This window comes from Massilia sp. METH4 (assembly GCF_037094685.1).
Taxonomy (GTDB): domain Bacteria; phylum Pseudomonadota; class Gammaproteobacteria; order Burkholderiales; family Burkholderiaceae_D; genus Rugamonas.
The window spans coordinates 1172511-1191482 of record NZ_CP146614.1; the positions used below are offsets into that span (position 1 = coordinate 1172511).

Here is an 18972-nt window from a genome sequence, read left to right on the forward strand (position 1 = left end):
ATTACGCGGCAAGCGCGGGACCGAACAGCAGGGTGTGGCGCATCGCGCTGATGTCGGCGCCACGCTGGATCAGGTCGAAATACCAGGGACCATCCTGCACGTCGCCATACAGCACGGCGCCCGTGAGGCGCGGCCCGTCCAGCACGAGCCGTTTATAGACACCCCGGCGCGCATCGCGCAGCACGAGGTCTTCCGAACCTTCCCCGCCCATGAAGTCGCCGACCGAGTACAGCTCGATGCCGGTCACCTTCAGCCGCGTGGGCGAAGCCTGTTGTACGTAGCGGCGGTGGCCCGCGCCGGCCAGGTGGGCCGCGCACACCTTGGCCTGTTCCCAGATCGGCGCGACGAGGCCGAAGGTGGCGCGGCGGTGCTGCACGCACTCGCCGACGGCGTACACCCGGGGGTCGTAGGATTGCAGCGTGTCGTCGACCACGATGGCGCGTTCGCAATGCAGGCCAGCGGATCTGGCGAGCTCGATATTGGGGCGCACGCCGGCCGTCATCACGACCAGGTCCGCCGAAATCTCGGTAAATGCGTCAGTGCCGTCCTTGAAGCGCACCGCGCTCACGCGGTCCGGGCCGACGATTTCGGTCGTCTGCGCTTCCAGCATGAACTTCAGGCCGCGCGCCTCCAGCGCCCGTTGCAGCAATTGTGCGGCCGGCTTGTCGAGCTGCTGGTTCATCAGCGCATCGGTCACGTGCACGACCGTCACCTCCATGCCCTGCTTCGCCAGGCCGTTCGCAGCCTCCAGCCCCAGCAAGCCGCCGCCGATGACGACGGCGCGCTGGTGGTTCCTTGCCGCTTCCAGCATGCCTTCCACGTCGGCGATGTCGCGGAATGCAAGCACGCCGGGCAGCTCGTGGCCTGGCACAGGGATGATGAAGGGCTTCGAGCCTGTGGCGATCAGCAGGCGGTCGTAGCGCACTTCAAGGCCCGACCGCGCGCGCACGATGCGGCGCCGGCGGTCGATGTCCACCACCGGATCGCCGGCGTGCAGCGTGATGCCGTTGGCGTCGTACCACTCGCGGGTGTTGAGCATGATGTCGTCGACCGACTTCTCGCCGGCCAGCACGGGCGACAGCAGGATGCGGTTGTAGTTGCCGTGCGGTTCGGCGCCGAACACGGTGATGTCGTACAGGTCCGGCGCCAAAGCGAGCAGCTCCTCGACCGTGCGCATGCCGGCCATGCCGTTGCCGACGACCACCAGGGCGGGTTTCACGATCGGCTCCTTACGCCCCGACCCACACCTTGCCGGCCTCGATGCGGGCCGGCCAGGTGGGCACCGAGTTTTCCGGCGCTTCCAGGCATTCGCCCGTCTGCAAGTCGAAGTGGTGCTTGTAGATCGGCGAGGCCACGACGATGCGCTCGCCCAGGTTGCCCACCAGCCCGCGCGACAGCACGGAAGCTTCCGAATTCGGGTCGTAGTTCCCGATCGCGAACACGCGGGTGTCCTGGCCCTGGTTCAGGCGGAACACGGCGACCTGCTCGCCGTTCAGCAGGGCGCACACGCCGGTGTTCGGCACGATGTCATCCACGCCGCAGATCGCGGTCCAGCTGGCGGCTTCGTTTTCACGTTTCATGGCGGTTCTCCAGTTTATGCGTTGGGACTCAGGCTGCTTTGATGGGGATGACGCGTTTCTTTTCCTGCGGCGTGGCCGGGCGGATCTGGCCGCGCTCTTCGATGAAGACCACGTTCTCGTCCTTCTTCTCGCTGTTGACGAAGTGGCGGAAGCGGGCGCGCGTTTCCGGATTGGTGACGGCTTCCTTCCACTCGCAGGCGTAGGTGTCCACCACGCGCTGCATGTCCGCTTCCAGTTCGGCGGCCAGGTTCAGCTTGTCGTTGATTACCACGTCCTGCAGGTATTCCAGGCCGCCTTCCAGGTTCTCGCGCCACGTGCTGGTGCGCTGCAGGCGGTCGGCCGTGCGGCTGTAGAACATCAGGAAGCGATCGACGTACTTGATCAGGGTTTCCTTGTCGAGGTCCGAGGCGAACAGCTCGGCGTGGCGGGGCTTCATGCCGCCGTTGCCGCACACGTACAGGTTCCAGCCCTTCTCGGTGGCGATGATGCCCACGTCCTTGCCCTGCGCCTCGGCGCATTCGCGGGTGCAGCCGGATACGCCGAACTTGATCTTGTGCGGCGTGCGCAAGCCCTTGTAGCGGTTCTCCAGCTCGATGGCCAGGCCCACGCTGTCGTCCACGCCGTAGCGGCACCAGGTGGAACCCACGCACGACTTCACGGTGCGCAGCGACTTGCCGTACGCGTGGCCCGTTTCGAAGCCGGCGGCGATCAGCTCTTCCCAGATGGCCGGCAGCTCGTCGACGCGGGCGCCGAACAGGTCGACGCGCTGGCCGCCCGTGATCTTGGTGTACAGGCCGTACTTCTTGGCGACCTGGCCCACGGCGATCAGGCCGTCCGGCGTCACTTCACCGCCCGGCATGCGCGGCACGACCGAGTATGTGCCATCCTTCTGGATATTGCCCAGGTAGTAGTCGTTCGTGTCCTGCAGGCTGGCGTGTTCCTTCTTCAGCACGAAGTCGTTCCAGCAGGTGGCGAAGATCGATGCCGCCAGCGGCTTGCAAACGTCGCAGCCCAGGCCCTTGCCGTGCTTGTGCAGCAGCTCGTCGAAGGTCTTGATATTGCCGGCACGGACAATGTGGAACAGTTCCTGCCGCGAGTGCGGGAAGTGTTCGCAGACGTGGTTGTTCACGTCCATGCCCTGCTTCTTCATTTCGGCCTTCATCACCTGCGTGACGAGCGGCACGCAGCCGCCGCACGAGGTGCCGGCATTGGTGCAGCTCTTCAAGGCGCCGATCGAGGTGGCGCCGTCGGCCACCGCGGCGCAGATGGCGCCCTTGGTGACGTTGTTGCACGAGCAGATCTGCGCGGCGTCCGGCAGCGCGTCCACGCCCAGGCCCGGCCTGGCCTTGCCGTCGGACTGCGGCAGGATCAAAAATTCCGGCGCTTCCGGCAACTCGATCTTGTTGAGCATCATCTGCAGCAGCGTGCCGTATTCGCCCGCGTCGCCGACCATCACGCCGCCCAGCAGGTACTTGCCGCAATCGGACACGACGATCTTCTTGTAGACCTGCTTGCGCTCGTCCGTGAACTGGTAGCTGCGCGAGCCTTCCATCTTGCCGTGCGGGTCGCCGATGGAGGCCACGTCCACGCCCATCAGTTTCAGCTTCGTGCTCATGTCGGCGCCGCTGAACTCGGCCGCCTGGCCGGCCAGCTGTTTCGCCACCACGCGCGCCATGTCGTAGCCCGGCGCCACCAGGCCGTAGATCATGCCGTTCCACAGCGCGCATTCGCCGATCGCGTACACGTCCGGGTCCGAGGTGAGGCAGTGATTGTCGATGGTGATGCCGCCGCGCGGGCCGACGGCCAGGCCGGCTTCCTTCGCCAGCTGGTCGCGCGGGCGGATGCCGGCGGAGAACACGATCATGTCCACGTCGAGGTGCGTGCCGTCGGCGAACTGCATGCGGTGCGCGCCCTCCTCGCCGTCGACGATCGCCGTGGTGTTCTTGCCCGTGTGGACCGTCACGCCCAGTTCGGCGATCTTGTTGCGCAGGATGCGGCCGCCGCCGTCGTCGACCTGCACGGCCATCAGGCGCGGGGCGAATTCGACGACGTGGGTGATCAGGCCCATGTCGCGCAGCGCCTTGGCGCATTCCAGGCCCAGCAGGCCGCCGCCGATCACCACGCCGGTCTTCAGGCGCTTGCCGGCTTCGGCCATGCCTTCCAGGTCTTCGATGGTGCGGTAGACGAAGCAATCCTTGCGCTCGCGCCCTTCGATCGGCGGCACGAACGGATAGGAACCGGTGGCCATCACCAGCTTGTCGTAGGGCAGGACTTCGCCGGTGCTGGCCGTGACCGTTTTAGCCTTCAGGTCGATGGCGTCGGCGCGGGCATTCAGGCGCAGCACCATGTCGGAGCGGTCGAAGAAACCGGGCTTCACCAGCGACAGGTCGTCCGCACTCTTGCCGCTGAAGAATTCCGACAGGTGCACGCGGTCATAGGCCGGGCGCGGTTCCTCGCACAGCACGGTGACCTGCATGTTCGCGACGGGCTGCTCCGCCAGCCTTTCGAGGAACTTGTGGCCGACCATGCCATGACCGATGACGACGATTTTCATGTTCAACTCCGTGTTTCAGTAATCAGTGAATTTCAGGCGGCGGCGCGAGCCAGCGAGTGTTCCTCGTTGGTGGCGGCCGAGAAGCGCAGCGCGATCGCGCAGACTGCCGAGATCAGCACCAGGAAGCCGAGGATCGACAGCGTTTGCTGCGTGCTGCCCACACCCTTCATCAGGAAGCCCGCGGCGACGGCACCGACGTTGCCGCCGGCGCCGATGATGCCCGTGACACCGCCCAGGGCGCGCTTGTCGACGAAGGGCACCAGCGCATAGGTCGCGCCGCAGGCCATGTGCACGCACATGCCGAAGGACAGCATGGCGAAGATGGCCAGCGTGACGGTATCGGCGTTGGCGAACCAGATCAGGCCCGCGCCTTCGCCCAGCATCAGCACGAACAGCAAGGTGACGCGGCCATTCAGGCTGTTACGCAGGGCCATCTTGTCGGACACGAAGCCGCCCAGGGCGCGGGCGAACAGGGCCAGGAGGCCAAAGCTGCCGGCCGCCAGGCCGGCCTGCTTCAGGCTCAGGCCGAACTTGTCGACGTAGTAGGTGGCGGCCACGTTGTGGATGAACAGTTCCACGCCGAAGCACGCCGCGTAGGTGATGAACAGCAGCCACACGCGGTAGTTCGAGGCGGCCAGCTTGAAGCTGTCCCAGCCACCTTTCTTGCCGCCTTCGATCTCGATGCCGGCCTTGCGCAATTCGTCGTAGTTACCCTGCGGGCAGTCCTGCGTGAATTTCCAGTACAGGGCGCCGACGACCAGCATCATCACGCCCGGCACGATCAGCGCGAGGCGCCAGCCCATCGTTTCCGACACGCCCAGCATCAGGATGGCGGCCATGATCAGAGGCATGGTGGCTTGGGTGACGCCGCCGCCCGCATTGCCCCAGCCGGCCGTGGCCGCGTTGGCGGTGCCGACCACGCGCGGGCCGAACATCACGGAGGTGTGGTACTGCGTGACGACGAAGCTGGCGCCGATCGCACCGATCAGCATGCGAAAGAACAGGAAGCTTTCGTAGCTTTGCGAAGCGGCCACGCCGAACACGGGGATGGAGCCGAACACCAGCAGTGCGGTATGCGCCTTGCGCGGGCCGTAGCGGTCGCACATGGGGCCGACGACCATGCGTACCAGGATCGTGATCGCCACGGCGGCAATATTGATATTGGCGATCTGGCCGGCGGTGAGGCCGAATTCGCCCTTAATGACGGGCATCAGCGGCGCGCAGGCGAACCAGGCGAAGAAGCAGGCGAAGAATGCCAGCCAGGCCAGGTGAAAGGCGCGCATCTGTGGCGTGGCGAGCGAGAAGAGCTTGATGCTGTCAGCTTTGCGGGTTGCGGTGCTGGTCATGTTGTTCATCCCTGTTATCGGAAGCTACAAGCAAAAAAAAAGGCGACCGGGCAGACCTGCGAAAACCATGTTTCGTGAAACATGTTTCGAAAGTGTGCTCGGACGCCGTTGTCCTGAAGCCACCCCGCCATTGGGGAGGCTGTGCAATGTTCAGGAGATCGCCTTTGACCTCTTGCCTTCTACTTTGCAAAAGGTGTGCCAACCGTTTTGCCCCGGTTAACCGGGGGGATGCGATGGGATGGGGAGGGAATCGGGGAGCGGCGTGCAAGTTTGCGGTGCAGCGCCGCCCGCTAATGGTGCAATGCAGCGTCCTGCATCGCTCGGCAACGGCGTGGCAATAAAGGCGATGGGTATTCGCGCTTTTTATGCCACGATCAGTTGCCGGCCGACCCGCTACGCTGGTGGATCGGGAACGATGCGGCGTAGCGGGCCGGGTCCGTTCCGTCCCACGTGCGGCCGTCGACCAGCGTGGAGGTGCGCAGCACGTCCGTGGGCACGGCCACGCCGGCCATTTCGGCCGCTTCGCGGTACAGGCGCAGCTGGGTGACGGATTGCGCCACCTGGAGGTAATCGGGGTCGGCCTTCAGCAGGCCCCAGCGGCGGAACTGGGTCATGAACCACATGCCGTCCGACAGCCACGGGTAGTTCGCCTGGCCGTCCTGGTGGAAGCGCATCGGGTGCTCGTCCTGCCACGCGCCTTTCATGCCATTCTCGTAGCGGCCGAGGATGCGGGGAAGGATCGCAGCCTTGTCCGTGTTCACGTACGGCACGGCGGCGATGATCTCGGCGGTGGCGCGGCGGTTTTCATCGCTGGCATCGATCCAGCGGCTGGCCTCCAGCACGGCGGCGACCAGCGCGCGGCAGGTGTTCGGGTGTGCCCGCACGAAGTCCAGCGAGGTACCCAGCACCTTTTCCGGGTGATCGGGCCAGATCTGCTGGCTGGTGGCGGCGGTGACGCCGATCCCTTCGAGCAGCGCCTGGTGGTGCCACGGCTCGCCGGCGCAGAAGCCGTCCATGTGCCCTTCCACGAGGTTGTAGACCATCTGCGACGGCGGCACGGTGATGGCCCGCACGTCCCGAAGCGGATGGATGCCGTGCGCGGCCAGCCAGTAATGCAGCCACATGGCGTGGGTGCCGGTCGGGAAGGTCTGCGCAAAAACATACTGCCGTGGCTCGCGGGCCATCAGCGCGGCCAGCGAGGCGCCGTCGTTGGCGCCCTGCTCGGCCAGGCGGCGCGACAGCGTGATGGCCTGCCCGTTGCGGTTCAGGTTCATCAGCACGGCCATGTCGCGCGGCTGGGCGCCGATGCCCAGCTGGGTGCCGTACACGAGCCCATATAACACATGGGCGGCGTCGAGCTCGCCCGTCATGAGCTTGTCGCGCACGCTGGCCCACGAGGTTTCGCGCGACAGCACGATGCGAATGCCGTGCTTCTCGTCGAAGCCCAGCATGGCCGCCATCACGACCGAGGCGCAGTCGGTGAGCGGGTTGAATCCTATGTTGACGGTGGTTTTTTCGATCTGCATGACTGCTCCGGCCGGGTTGCATTGCGCATGCATCAACCCAGCAAATCCTCCACATCCAGTATCCGCTGGGCGATCTCGGCCAGCTTCAGGTTCTTGTTCATGGCCATCGTCCGCAGGCGCTGGTAGGCCTGGTCTTCCGTCATGCCGTGCCGGCTCATCAGGAGGCCCTTGGCGCGGTCGACGACCTTGCGCTCGGCCAGCTTGAGCTTCGTGTCCTGCAGCTCGTGCAGTAGCTTCTGCTCCTTGCGAAAGCGCGCCAGCGCCACGGAAAGCACCGGCTTGATGCGCTCGGGCTTCAGGCCGGCCACGATATAGGCCGATACGCCCGCCTCGATGGCCGCATCCATCGACGACTGGTTGTCGTCCTCGGTGAACATGACGATGGGGCGGCGCTCGTCGCGCGTGGCCACGACGATGTGCTCCAGCACGTCGCGCGCATCGGATTCGGCGTCGACGATGATCATGTCAGGCTGCAGGCGGGCGATCTCCTCGGGCAGGTGGAAATCGGCGGGCAGCGACGCCACCAGCACGTAGCCGGCCTCATTGAGCCCGGCATGCAGCGCGGCGGCCCGCTGCGAGGCGTCGCTTTCATGGGGAGGGTGGACGAGAACGATGCGGAGATGGCGGCTCATGCCGTATTGCAGAGCAATAATTGTGCCAACTCAGCGAATAAACATCTTACGGTCGAGCTCGTGTCAGGGAGTCAGGCACGATGACACGAACTCAGCCATTCGACCGCATGCCCCATCTTTGTACGGTGGTGCGCTCCAAAGTGGCGAACAGCAGGTGTTCGACGGCGAGGCCGATCAGGATCACGGCGGCGAGGCCGGCGAAGACCTTGTCGGTGTACAGCTCGTTGCGGTTCTGGAAGATGTACCAGCCCAGGCCGCCCTTGCCGGACGAGGCGCCGAACACGAGTTCCGCGGCGATCAGCGTGCGCCAGGCGAAGGCCCAGCCGATCTTCAGGCCGGAGACGATGGCCGGCAGCGCGGCCGGCACCAGGATCTGCACGACGAACGGCAGCCCCGCCAGCCCGTAGTTGCGGCCGGCCATCCGCAAGGTTGCCGGCACGGACTGGAAGCCGGCGTAGGTGCCCAGCGCCAGCGGCCACAGCACGGCGTGCACGATCACGAACACGAGGCTGGCATTGCCGAGCCCCAGCCACAGCATGGCCAGCGGCAGCAGCGCGATGGCCGGCAGCGGGTTGAACATGGCGACCAGCGTCTCCAGCAGGTCGCGTCCCAGCCGGGTCGACACGGCCAGCGCCGTCAGCACGAAGGCCAGCGCGATGCCGGCCGCGTAGCCCTGCACCAGCACGGCCAGCGACACCTCGACCTTTTCGACCAGTTCACCGGTGGCGATGCCTTCAAAAAAGGCGCGCGCCGTCTGCAGGAAGGTGGGCAGCAGCAGGTCGTTGTCCTGCCAGCGCGCGGCCAGTTCCCACAGCAGCGCCAGGCCGGCCAGCAGCACGGTCTTGCGCAGCCAGCCCTGCTGCCACAGCCGCTGGGCGGCCGGCAGGCGGCGTTGCAGCGACGCCGGCGCGGCGGGCGCCAGGTCGTACTGGAATTCCTGGCGGATGGGCGGGGCCAATGTACTCACAGGGCGATCCTTTCTTCTTCATCGGGCCGCGGCACGGCCGGCGCCTCGCCGAACAGCAGGTGGTGGATGCGCTGGGCGGCTTGCTGGAACTCGGCACTGCCGGCGCTGTGCAAGCCGAACTGGTGGCTGTTGAGCTCCGCGCGTACGCGGCCCGGATGCGGCGACAGCAGCAGGATGCGGTTGCCCACCACCAGCGCTTCCTCGATCGAGTGCGTGACGAAGAGCAGCGTGAACGGCGACTCCTCCCAAAGCTTGGTCAGCTCTTCCTGCATGGTGCGGCGCGTGAGGGCGTCCAGCGCGGCGAAGGGTTCATCCATCAGCAGCACGGCCGGCTGCATCGCGAGCGCGCGGGCGATCGCCACGCGCTGCTTCATGCCGCCGGACAGCGTGTGCGGATACGCATGCTCGAAACGCTCCAGCCCTACGCGGGCGATCCAGTGCCGTGCGCGTTCCTGCGCCTCGGCGCGGCCGCAGCTCCTGGAGGCCAGCAGCGGGAACATCACGTTCTGCAGCACGGTCTTCCATGGCGGCAGCTGGTCGAATTCCTGGAATACGCAGATGCGGTCCGGCCCAGGCTTCGTGATGGCCTGTCCGGCAAGCGTGATCGTGCCGGCCGCCGGCGTGATGAAGCCGCCGACGGCTTTCAGCAGCGACGACTTGCCGCACCCCGATGGGCCCAGCAGCACGAAGCGGTCGCCACTGAACACGTCGAAGTCGACATCCTGCGTGGCGCGCACGGCGTTGCCGCCGCTGCGATATTCGAGCGTGACACCGCGGGCGCGCAGCAATGCCTCGCTGTTCACCTGTGGGCGGACGACCTGGAGCGGCGCCATGTCAGCTCCCCTGCCCCACCAGCGGGTCGTCGAAGAAGTAGTCGCGCCAGCTGGCCGGCTTGTTCTTCACGGCGCCCACGCGATGCATGAACTGCGCCAGCGCGAGCGTGTTCTGCGGCGCGATCTTGAAGTGCACTTCCGGCGACTTGAAGATCTTCAGCAGCAGGTTGCGGTCGACCTTGCTCTTGTTGACCTTCAGGTAGATGTCGGCCGCGCCTTCCGGGTTCTTCGCCGCGTAATCGGCCGCCTCGGCCAGGGCCTGCACGAAGGCGCGGTACGTCTTCGGATTCTCCTTGCGGTATTTCTCGGTGGCGTACAACACCGTCGACGACGACGGCCCGCCCTGCACCTCGTAAGAATTGAGCACCACCCGTGCGTTCGGGTTCTGCGCCAGCTCCTGCTCCTGGAACGGCGGCGCGCCGAAGTGGCCGGTGATCTCGGTGCCGCCCGCGATGATGGCGCTGGCCGCGTCCGGATGTGGCAGGGTCTGGGTGATCTTGTCGAGGCGGGCATACTCCTTGTCGCCCCACTGTTTCGCGACGGCCATCTGCAGGATGCGCGACTGCACCGATACGGTGACCGCCGGCAGCGCGATGCGATCCTTGTCCGTGAAATCGGCGATCGACTTGATCTTCGGATTATTGCTGACGAGGTAGTACGGGAAACTGCCCAGCGCCGCCACGCCCCTCACGTTCTGGCGCCCTTTGGTGCGGTCCCACACCGTGACGAGCGGGCCCACCCCGGCACCGGCGATATCGATGCTGCCCGACAGCAGCGCATCGTTGATCGCGGCGCCGCCGGAAAGCTTCTTCCATTCGACCGTCACGTCGACGCCATTCTGCTTGCCGTGTTTCTCGATGAGTTTCTGCTCCTGCGCAATGTTGAGCAGCAGGTAAGTCACGCCGAACTGCTCGGCGATGCGGATGGTGCCTTCAGCTTGCGCGCCGGCGGCCAGCACGAGCGCAAGCGCACCCGCGGCGATCTTCAATCGTTTCATGGTCTTCTTCTTTTCGAAATTTTTCAACCGGTGCCTGGGAGGAGTGATGGCGTGCACGCCATCACCGCTTTATGGGCGCGGAGCATGCTCCGCGAAACCCCCATAAAGCCACCGGTCTTGGAGAAACATTTCCAAAAACCCGGTGCCTGTCACCGGTTGTCGGTTGGGTTAGTAAGGCACGTCGCCCTCGATCGTGGTGCGGTACAGCTTGCGGCGCTGGTCGGCGGGGCAGCCGGCGGCCAGGTGCATCAGCGAGCGGTTGTCCCAGAACACCATGTCGTGCGGTTGCCATTGGTGGCGGTACACGTGCTGCGGCTTCACGCTGTGCGCGAACAGTTCCTTGAGCAGCGCCTCGCTTTCATCCTCGGGGATGCCGACGATGCGGGTGGTGAAGTGCTCGCTGACGAACAGCGCCTGCCGCCCCGTTTCCGGATGCGTGCGCACCACCGGGTGCACCACGGGCTTTACTTCGTCGATCTGCGCCTGCGTGAGGTTCGGGCGCCACGGGCTGCGGCGCTGCAGTTCGCCGTACTGCTTCAGGTAGCTGTGCTCGGCCTTTGCGTAGCGGACCTGGCTCTTCACCGCTTCGGGCAGCGTGTCCCAGGCGAGGTGCATGTTGGCGAACAGCGTGTCGCCTCCTTCGGCCGGCAGTTCCTGCGCATGCAGCATGGAGCCCAGGCTGGGCTTTTCCTTGTACGACAGGTCGGAATGCCAGAAGTGGCCGGCATCGCCCAGGCCGATCGGTTTGCCGTTCTCGACGATGTTCGAGACGACGAGGACTTCCGGATGCCCCGCCAGCTGGAAATTCCTCAGCACATGAATCTGCAAGGGGCCGAACAGGCGGGAGAAGTCCACCTGCTGCTGCGGCGTGATGCGCTGGTCCCGGAACACCAGCACATGGTGCTCCAGGTGGGCGGCATGCAGCTGCAACAGAACCTTGCGGGAGAGTGGCCGTGCCAGGTCGAGGCCAATCACTTCAGCGCCAAGGGGACCATCGAACGGGCGAATGAGCGGCGTGTTTTCCGGAGAAACGGCGACACTCGGGACAGCACTTGGTACTGCGGCACTCAATACTGCGGACATGTGATGCGCTCCAGCTGACGGGGTTCGGAAGCTCGCCCGGCACCGCGCTTTCCACGGCCACGGCACCAGTCGAGTGAGGCCAGTCTATGCCGCGCGCATCATGATGAAAACGAATGCTTTTTGATATCGATATGAGATTTTCAAGCTCCCGGCGACTCGCCGTCGGCCAGCCGCTGCGCCGTTTTCAGGGCTTCGACAATCGCGGCGAATGCCGCATGGCGCGACTCGCGGTCCGGCACGCGCAGCGCGTAAGAGGGGTGGTACGTGACGACCACCATGCGTCCGTCATGCTCGAACGGCGCGCCCATGTAGTCCTTCATCGTCACGCTGCCCGTCTGCAGGATCGACTTCAGCGCCGTGCTGCCCAGCGCCACCAGCACGTCCGGACCGATCGATTCCAGCTCCGCCTCGAGCCAGTAGTGGCAGGCCATCACTTCCTTTTGCGCGGGCGTCTTGTGCAGGCGGCGCTTGCCGCGCGGTTCCCACTTGAAGTGCTTCACGGCGTTCGTCACGTAGACGGTGCGGCGGTCCATGCCCGCTTCGTCCATCGCCTTGTCCAGCAATTCACCGGCCGGGCCGACGAAGGGCTTGCCGGCCAGGTCTTCCTGGTCGCCCGGCTGCTCGCCCACCAGCATGATCTTCGCGCGGCGCGCGCCCTGCCCTCCCACCGCCTGCGTGGCGTTCTGCCACAGGTCGCAGCGCCGGCATTCGTCCAGCGAGCTCGGTTGCTGGCGCTCGGGCGCCGCCTTCTCGGACGAGATCGGAATTGTCGTGCCGCCGCGCTTGCCCACCGTGTCGAGCTGGCCCACCTTGCGGGCGCCAGCGGCAGCCTGCGTCACCATGTGCGGCACCACGGCCGCTTCGGGGAGGTTCTTCCAGAACCGCTGGCGGATATGGCCGTGCATGATGTCCGCATTCAGGCGGGCCGGATTGAAGATGCTGCGGTAGTAGGTGAGCCAGAGGGCTTCGCCGGCATCGTCGAAGTCGGCGGCGCTGCGCGCCAGCGCTTCGCCCGTGTGCAGCGTGGCGCCGTCCCACAGCACGGTGGCGTCGGGCGTGGCGATCATCCAGCTGGTCTTGCCCATGCGCCTGGCGAAGTGCCTGGCCACTTGCGGCAGCACGTCGTGCGCCGGTTCGAACCAGGCGACGAAACGCGGCTCGCCTGCTTCTTCAGGGCGCTCGCGGAAGCGCAGGTACGCATGCATGTCGTGTTCTTCGTGCCGCACGGCCTTCGCCATGTGGTGCAGGCGCGCCCCATCCTCATCCGCCATCGATATGACCTCGTGTTCTCCATGGTGCCAGCGCCACAGCACGCGGTACAGGAAGGCCCAGCGGTCGGGCGCGCGGTAGCAGGCGGCGCTCTGCAGCAGCTCCATCAGCTGCCGTGAAATACGGGGCGGTGGGTCCGAAGACATATCGGGGGTTTGAGCAACCACCTCATCAACTACCTTGCTTCCTGCTACCACTACCGGAGGCATGCCGCTCAGCAGGTCACCACCGCCATCCTGCGTAGACCATTGTACGGATTCGGGTGGCAGGCGGCGCACGATCAAGTCGCGCGCCGCGGCCCGCCATTCGTCGAACGACGTCGCGACGACGGGCTGGCCGGACCGCGCCAGCGCAACCACGTCCGTCATGCCGCCTGCAACTCCGGGAACAGGGCCATTTGCTGGGGCACGTCGGCCATGGCTCGGCGCAGCGTGTCGGAGGGCGTGGTGTCCCGTGCCGGCCGGTAGTCGGCGGTGACGATGAAGGGCGCCACCTTCTTCATGCTGCACTTGAGCCGCGCCAGGTCGGCCCAGCGCACCTGCCGCATGCGGCGCAGCTCGACGATGCGCTGCGCGTTGCGCAGGCCGATGCCTGGAATGCGGGCGATCATCTGCGGTTCCGCGCGGTTCAGATCCATCGGGAAGTGCTCGCGATGCGCGAGCGCCCAGGCCAGCTTGGGGTCGATGTCGAGCGGCAGGTTGCCCGTCGACGGCAACAGTTCCTTCGCCTGGAAGCCGTAGCTGCGCAGCAGGAAGTCAGCCTGGTACAGGCGGTGTTCGCGCAGCAGCGGTGGCGGCGCGGACGGCACGCTCTTCGGGCTTTCGGGAATGGGGCTGAAAGCGCTGTAGTACACGCGCTTCAGTTTGTAGCTGCCGTACAGCGTTTCGGCGGTGGTGAGGATGCGCGCGTCGTCGCTCGCATCGGCCCCCACGATCATCTGCGTGCTCTGCCCGGCCGGCGCGAACTTCGGCGCCTTCGGCTCGGCTTCCTTCTCGTCCAGCTTCAGGCGGATGCTGCCCATCGCCAGCTTGATCGTATGCACGCTCTTTTCGGGGGCGAGCTTTTGCACGCTGTCCTGCGTGGGCAGTTCGATGTTGACGGACAGGCGGTCCGCATAGCGGCCGGCCGCCTCGATCAGGGCCGGGTCGGCGTCGGGAATCGTCTTCAGGTGGATATAGCCGCGGAACTGGTGCACTTCGCGCAGCTCGCGGGCGACGGAAACGAGCTGCTCCATCGTGTAGTCGGCGGACTGGATGATGCCGGAGCTGAGGAACAGGCCGTCGATATAGTTACGCAGGTAGAAGTCGACGGTGAGCTTGACGACTTCCTGCACGGTGAAGCGGGCGCGCGGTACGTTCGACGTGCGGCGATTCACGCAGTACTGGCAATCGTAGATGCAGAAATTGGTGAGCAGGATCTTCAGCAGCGACACGCAGCGGCCGTCGGGCGTGTAGCTGTGGCAGATGCCCATGCCGTTGGTGGCGCCCAGGCCATCCTTGCCTTCGGACGAGCGCTTCGGCGCCCCGCTGCTGGCGCACGACGCATCGTACTTGGCCGCGTCGGCCAGGACTTCCAGTTTGTCGATCAGCTCCATATTCGGCACCCAACTGTACAGATATACAGTATAGCGGAGTCCTGTTCAGGGCACCGCAGGGGCGTCACGAATAGCGGGTCAGCAGCGGTTCAGCGTTGGTGTCAGCCACCTTTTCCAACGGAGAACGTGGCTGACACTGGTTTTCTCGTGAGGTATCGGCGAGCACCGGGGAGAACCGGTGTCGTACACCTTTTCCTGGATGAGGCGCCCAGGAAAAGATGTCCGACACCAAGCCTGCGTTGCCAAGGTGTCGGCACGGGCTTGCGCATCAGGCGCTGTAGTTATTGCTCAGCCGGTCCTTCAGCTTTACTTGCAGCTCCGGCAGTTCGCTGATCGTCATGCCCAGGTCGTGCAGATGGCCGTCGTTGATGCCGTACACCCAGCCGTGTACCGACACTTGCTGGCCGCGGTCCCAGGCGTCCTGCACGATGGTGGTCGAGCACACGTTGACCACTTGCTCGACCACGTTCAGTTCCACCAGCTTTTCGCTGCGCACGCGCTCGTCCAGCACGGTACCCAGGTAGCGCTCGTGCTTCTGGCTTACGTCCTGCACGTGGCGCAGCCAGTTGTCGACGAGGCCCACGCGGGCGCCGGTCAGCGCGGCATGCACGCCCTTGCAGCCATAGTGGCCCACGATGATCACGTGCTTCACCTTCAGCACCTCGATCGCGAACTGCAGCACGGAGAGGCAGTTCAGGTCGGAGTGGACGACGACGTTGGCGATGTTACGGTGCACGAACACGTCGCCCGGCAGCAGGCCGAGCAGTTCATTCGCGGGGACGCGGCTGTCGGAGCAGCCGATCCACAGGTATTCGGGCGAGGCCTGGTTGGCCAGGCGCTGGAAGAATTCCGGGTCGCGCTGGACCATGGACTCGGCCCAGCGGCGGTTGTTGTTCAGGAGTTCCCGCAGGTCGGATGGCTTGGTGTCGCTCATGATATTCCTTTCAGACGTAACAAAGCCGCCGGTTGCTCACTTGCAACGCGGCGGCCGCTTGTGCAACCGGCAGTTTACCCGAATAAAGGCCGGTCGGCCGAACGTACTATTTTGGTAGCGATCCCGAGTCGAGAGACTTCAGTACGCGCATCTCCGCTTCCTACGCGCGCCGCGGGACCTCGAGAAACCGTAATGAGCACCGTAAGCCAGCGGCTGGCGTTGCGCAACAGGTTATCGAGGCCCCACCACTTATTCGAAGAAGTCCTTGACCTTGTCCATCCACGTCTTCGACTGCGGCGAATGCTTCGACCCACCCTCCGCCGTCGCGCGCTCGAACTCGCGCAGCAATTCCTTCTGCTTCTCGGTCAGCTTCACCGGCGTCTCGACGGCCACGTGGCAGAACAGGTCGCCCGGGTAGCCGGAACGCACGCCCTTCACGCCCTTGCCCTTCAGGCGGAACGTCTTGCCGGACTGCGTACCTTCAGGCACGGTGAACGACACCTTGCCGGACAGGGTCGGCACTTCGATCTCGCCGCCCAGCGCCGCCTTGGCGAAGGAGATCGGCATCTCGCAGTGCAGGTCGTCGCCTTCGCGCTGGAACACCGGGTGCGGCTTGATGTGGATTTCCACGTACAGGTCGCCCGGCGGCCCGCCATTGGTACCCGGTTCGCCGTTGCCGGACGAGCGGATGCGCATGCCGTTGTCGATGCCCGCGGGGATCTTCACTTCCAGCGTCTTGTTGCGCTTGATGCGGCCGGCGCCCGAGCAGGCCGGGCACGGTTCCGGAATGATCTTGCCGGTGCCGTGGCACTTCGGGCAGGTCTGCTGGATGCTGAAGAAGCCCTGCTGCATGCGCACCTGACCATGGCCGCCGCAAGTGGAGCAGGTGACCGGCGACGTGCCGGGCTTGGCGCCCGAGCCGTGGCAGGTGTCGCACTTGTCCCAGGCGGGCACGCGGATCGTCGTGTCGTAGCCGTGGGCGGCCTGCTCCAGCGTGATCTCGAGGTTGTAGCGCAGGTCCGCGCCGCGGTAGACCTGAGGCCCGCCGCCGCGCCGGCCGCCGCCGCCGAAGATGTCGCCGAAGATGTCGCCGAAGGCATCGCCGAAGCCGCCGGCACCGAAGCCGCCGCCGCCCATGTTCGGGTCCACGCCGGCGTGACCATAGCGGTCATACGCCTCGCGCTTTTCCGGATTGGTCAGCATCTCGTAGGCTTCCTTGACTTCCTTGAACTTCTCTTCCGCCTCTTTGTTGTCCGGGTTGCGGTCCGGGTGGTACTTCATCGCAAGCTTGCGATAAGCCTTCTTGATCTCTTCTTCGGAGGCATTTTTTGCCAGGCCGAGAATCTCGTAAAAATCACGCTTTGCCATATGCAGGCACCTAACTGAACTGAATAGAAGGGAGACTGTAACAGGGCGCGGATGTTATCGCCACCTGCCGCCGCCGCCCATCGATCGGCACGACGTTGGCGTTGTGAAACAGCCTCAAACCCATACCGGTTATGCAAAAACGCCGAGCGGGCACCGTACAACGGCCGCTCCGCTCGGCGGTGTCAGGAGAATCATGCCGACTTCTCCTGGCCGGTTTCCACGGCTATGCCAGACTTACTTGTTGTCCTTCACTTCCTTGAAGTCGGCGTCGACAACGTCGTCCTGCTGCGCGCGGTTGTCCGAACCGCCGGCCTGCTGGCCAGCACCGGCACCCGCGGCACCCGCGTCGGCACCGCCGCCGGCTGCCTGCTGCGCCTGCATGTCGGCATACATCTTCTCGCCCAGCTTCTGCGCGGCTTCGGTCAGCGCGGCGATCTTTGCGTCGATCGATGCCTTGTCGCCGGACTTGATCTCGCCTTCCAGCGCGGAGATGGCGGACTCGATCTTTTCCTTCTCGGCCGCTTCCAGCTTGTCGCCGTACTCGGTCAGCGATTTCTTGGTCGAGTGCACCAGCGCGTCGGCCTGGTTGCGCGATTCGGCCAGTTCCTTCACCTTCTTGTCTTCGGCCGCGTTCAGTTCGGCGTCCTTCACCATCTTCTGGATTTCCTCTTCGGACAGGCCGGAGTTCGCCTTGATGGTGATCTTGTTTTCCTTGCCGGTGGCCTTGTCCTTCGCGCTCACGTGCAGGATGCCGTTGGCGTCGATGTCGAAGGTCACTTCGATCTGCGGCGTGCCGCGGGCCGCCGGCGGGATGCCTTCCAGGTTGAACTCGCCCAGCGCCTTGTTGCCGGCGGCGATTTCACGCTCGCCCTGGTAGACCTTGATGGTCACCGCGGGCTGGTTGTCGTCGGCCGTCGAGAACACTTGCGAGAACTTGGTCGGGATCGTGGTGTTCTTCTGGATCATCTTCGTCATCACGCCGCCCAGCGTTTCGATACCCAGCGACAGCGGGGTCACGTCCAGCAGCAGCAGGTCCTTGCGGTCGCCCGACAGCACGGCGCCCTGGATCGCGGCGCCCACGGCCACGGCTTCATCCGGGTTCACGTCCTTGCGCGGATCCTTGCCGAAGAATTCCTTCACTTTTTCCTGCACCTTCGGCATGCGGGTCATGCCGCCGACCAGGATGATGTCGTCGATGTCCGAGACCTTCACGCCGGCATCCTTGATGGCGGTGCGGCACGGCTCGATCGTCGCCGAAATCAGTTCTTCGACCAGCGACTCCAGCTTGGCGCGAGTGATCTTCAGGTTCAGGTGGACCGGCGCGCCGTTCGCCATGGCGATGTACGGCTCGTTGATCTCGGTCTGCTGCGACGACGACAGTTCGATCTTCGCGCGCTCGGCCGAAGCCTTGATGCGCTGCAGGGCGATCGGGTCCTTCTTCAGGTCCAGGCCGTTGATCTTCTTGAACTCTTCGATGATGTAGTCGATCACGCGCTGGTCGAAGTCTTCGCCGCCCAGGAACGTGTCGCCGTTGGTCGACAGCACTTCGAACTGCTTCTCGCCATCCACGTCGGCGATTTCGATGATCGAGATGTCGAACGTGCCGCCACCCAGGTCATACACGGCGATCTTGCGGTCGCCCTTGTCGGTCTTGTCCAGGCCGAACGCCAGCGCGGCCGCGGTCGGCTCGTTGATGATGCGCTTCACGTCCAGGCCGGCGATGCGGCCGGCGTCCTTGGTTGCCTGGCGCTGCGAGTCGTTGAAGTAGGCCGGCACCGTGATCACGGCTTCGGTCACTTCCTCGCCCAGGTAATCCTCGGCGGTCTTCTTCATCTTGCGGAGCACTTCGGCGGAAATCTGCGGCGGTGCCAGTTTCTTGTCGCGCACGCTGATCCACGCGTCGCCATTGTCGGCTTTCGAGATCTGGTAAGGCATCAGCGCGATGTCCTTCTGCACTTCCTTCTCTTCGTACTTGCGGCCGATCAGGCGCTTCACGGCGAACAGGGTGTTCTTCGGGTTCGTGACGGCCTGGCGCTTGGCCGGCGCGCCGACGAGGATCTCGCCGTCTTCCTGGTAAGCGATGATGGAAGGCGTGGTACGCGCGCCTTCAGCGTTCTCGATGACCTTCGGCTGGCCATTTTCCATGATGGCGACGCAGGAGTTGGTCGTGCCCAGGTCGATACCGATCATTTTGCCCATGGTTTGTTCTTCCTCGTAAACGGATTAGTTTCTGAATAAGTCTTATATGCGGAAAAGCTTCTTACTTTTCAAGAGCTTGGAAGCGATTCG

Annotated in this window: 15 protein-coding genes; all 15 read right to left on the reverse strand. The window is 64.9% G+C overall.

Features of this window, described 5'->3' with window-relative positions:
- Position 1: 1 nt before the first annotated feature.
- The 15 genes from V6Z91_RS05205 to dnaK all read right to left on the reverse strand — a co-directional run bounded on the left by V6Z91_RS05205 (position 2) and on the right by dnaK (position 18882).
- Entirely contained in the window at positions 2-1186 is a 1185-nt protein-coding gene (locus V6Z91_RS05205; protein ID WP_338771739.1) for an FAD-dependent oxidoreductase, read from the reverse strand.
- A gap of 43 nt (positions 1187-1229) precedes the next feature.
- The gene (gene nirD / locus V6Z91_RS05210) at positions 1230-1580 is read right to left on the reverse strand and encodes a nitrite reductase small subunit NirD (protein WP_338767540.1); all 351 of its coding nucleotides are present in this window, start codon (positions 1578-1580) and stop codon (positions 1230-1232) included.
- Between the two features lie 28 nt (positions 1581-1608).
- Positions 1609-4134: a nitrite reductase large subunit NirB gene (gene nirB / locus V6Z91_RS05215; protein WP_338767542.1), complete on the reverse strand. Its 2526-nt coding sequence runs from the start codon at positions 4132-4134 to the stop codon at positions 1609-1611.
- A gap of 32 nt (positions 4135-4166) precedes the next feature.
- On the reverse strand, positions 4167-5480 hold the full coding sequence (locus V6Z91_RS05220) for an MFS transporter (protein WP_338767545.1): 1314 nt from the start codon (positions 5478-5480) through the stop codon (positions 4167-4169).
- Between the two features lie 374 nt (positions 5481-5854).
- Positions 5855-7039 (reverse strand): CmpA/NrtA family ABC transporter substrate-binding protein, encoded by a 1185-nt coding sequence (locus V6Z91_RS05225; protein ID WP_338767548.1) that lies wholly within the window; start codon positions 7037-7039, stop codon positions 5855-5857.
- The gene (locus V6Z91_RS05230) at positions 7039-7638 is read right to left on the reverse strand and encodes an ANTAR domain-containing protein (protein WP_338767551.1); all 600 of its coding nucleotides are present in this window, start codon (positions 7636-7638) and stop codon (positions 7039-7041) included. The genes V6Z91_RS05225 and V6Z91_RS05230 overlap by 1 nt, the downstream gene beginning before the upstream one ends.
- Positions 7639-7729: 91 nt before the next feature.
- Positions 7730-8605, reverse strand: coding sequence for an ABC transporter permease (locus V6Z91_RS05235; protein WP_338767554.1), 876 nt, complete (start codon positions 8603-8605; stop codon positions 7730-7732).
- Positions 8602-9438, reverse strand: coding sequence for an ABC transporter ATP-binding protein (locus tag V6Z91_RS05240; protein WP_338767557.1), 837 nt, complete (start codon positions 9436-9438; stop codon positions 8602-8604). Before V6Z91_RS05240 ends, V6Z91_RS05235 begins: the two co-directional genes overlap by 4 nt.
- A gap of 1 nt (position 9439) precedes the next feature.
- Positions 9440-10435, reverse strand: a complete 996-nt coding sequence (locus V6Z91_RS05245; RefSeq protein ID WP_338767560.1) for an ABC transporter substrate-binding protein — start codon at positions 10433-10435, stop codon at positions 9440-9442.
- 168 nt (positions 10436-10603) lie between these two features.
- Complete coding sequence (locus tag V6Z91_RS05250; protein ID WP_338767563.1) at positions 10604-11518, reverse strand: TauD/TfdA family dioxygenase; 915 nt, start codon at positions 11516-11518, stop codon at positions 10604-10606.
- Positions 11519-11658: 140 nt separating this feature from the next.
- Entirely contained in the window at positions 11659-13155 is a 1497-nt protein-coding gene (locus V6Z91_RS05255) for a UdgX family uracil-DNA binding protein (protein ID WP_338767565.1), read from the reverse strand.
- The gene (locus V6Z91_RS05260; RefSeq protein ID WP_338767568.1) at positions 13152-14381 is read right to left on the reverse strand and encodes a putative DNA modification/repair radical SAM protein; all 1230 of its coding nucleotides are present in this window, start codon (positions 14379-14381) and stop codon (positions 13152-13154) included. Before V6Z91_RS05260 ends, V6Z91_RS05255 begins: the two co-directional genes overlap by 4 nt.
- Before the next feature lie 268 nt (positions 14382-14649).
- Complete coding sequence (gene can, locus V6Z91_RS05265) at positions 14650-15315, reverse strand: carbonate dehydratase (protein WP_338767571.1); 666 nt, start codon at positions 15313-15315, stop codon at positions 14650-14652.
- 249 nt (positions 15316-15564) lie between these two features.
- Entirely contained in the window at positions 15565-16683 is a 1119-nt protein-coding gene (gene dnaJ, locus V6Z91_RS05270) for a molecular chaperone DnaJ (protein WP_338767573.1), read from the reverse strand.
- A gap of 234 nt (positions 16684-16917) precedes the next feature.
- A complete protein-coding gene (gene dnaK / locus V6Z91_RS05275; protein ID WP_338767575.1) occupies positions 16918-18882 on the reverse strand; it encodes a molecular chaperone DnaK in 1965 nt (654 codons plus the stop codon).
- Positions 18883-18972 lie beyond the last annotated feature (90 nt).

What these genes read in the sequence shown, in the direction of transcription:
- V6Z91_RS05205 (WP_338771739.1), bottom strand. Translation starts at nt 1,186, where the DNA reads ATGGCCGGCATGCGCACGGTCGAGGAGCTGCTCGCTTTGGCGCCGGAC.
- nirD (WP_338767540.1), bottom strand. Translation starts at nt 1,580, where the DNA reads ATGAAACGTGAAAACGAAGCCGCCAGCTGGACCGCGATCTGCGGCGTG.
- nirB (WP_338767542.1), bottom strand. Translation starts at nt 4,134, where the DNA reads ATGAAAATCGTCGTCATCGGTCATGGCATGGTCGGCCACAAGTTCCTC.
- V6Z91_RS05220 (WP_338767545.1), bottom strand. Translation starts at nt 5,480, where the DNA reads ATGACCAGCACCGCAACCCGCAAAGCTGACAGCATCAAGCTCTTCTCG.
- V6Z91_RS05225 (WP_338767548.1), bottom strand. Translation starts at nt 7,039, where the DNA reads ATGCATGCGCAATGCAACCCGGCCGGAGCAGTCATGCAGATCGAAAAA.
- V6Z91_RS05230 (WP_338767551.1), bottom strand. Translation starts at nt 7,638, where the DNA reads ATGAGCCGCCATCTCCGCATCGTTCTCGTCCACCCTCCCCATGAAAGC.
- V6Z91_RS05240 (WP_338767557.1), bottom strand. Translation starts at nt 9,438, where the DNA reads ATGGCGCCGCTCCAGGTCGTCCGCCCACAGGTGAACAGCGAGGCATTG.
- V6Z91_RS05245 (WP_338767560.1), bottom strand. Translation starts at nt 10,435, where the DNA reads ATGAAACGATTGAAGATCGCCGCGGGTGCGCTTGCGCTCGTGCTGGCC.
- V6Z91_RS05250 (WP_338767563.1), bottom strand. Translation starts at nt 11,518, where the DNA reads ATGTCCGCAGTATTGAGTGCCGCAGTACCAAGTGCTGTCCCGAGTGTC.
- V6Z91_RS05255 (WP_338767565.1), bottom strand. Translation starts at nt 13,155, where the DNA reads ATGACGGACGTGGTTGCGCTGGCGCGGTCCGGCCAGCCCGTCGTCGCG.
- V6Z91_RS05260 (WP_338767568.1), bottom strand. Translation starts at nt 14,381, where the DNA reads ATGGAGCTGATCGACAAACTGGAAGTCCTGGCCGACGCGGCCAAGTAC.
- can (WP_338767571.1), bottom strand. Translation starts at nt 15,315, where the DNA reads ATGAGCGACACCAAGCCATCCGACCTGCGGGAACTCCTGAACAACAAC.
- dnaJ (WP_338767573.1), bottom strand. Translation starts at nt 16,683, where the DNA reads ATGGCAAAGCGTGATTTTTACGAGATTCTCGGCCTGGCAAAAAATGCC.
- dnaK (WP_338767575.1), bottom strand. Translation starts at nt 18,882, where the DNA reads ATGGGCAAAATGATCGGTATCGACCTGGGCACGACCAACTCCTGCGTC.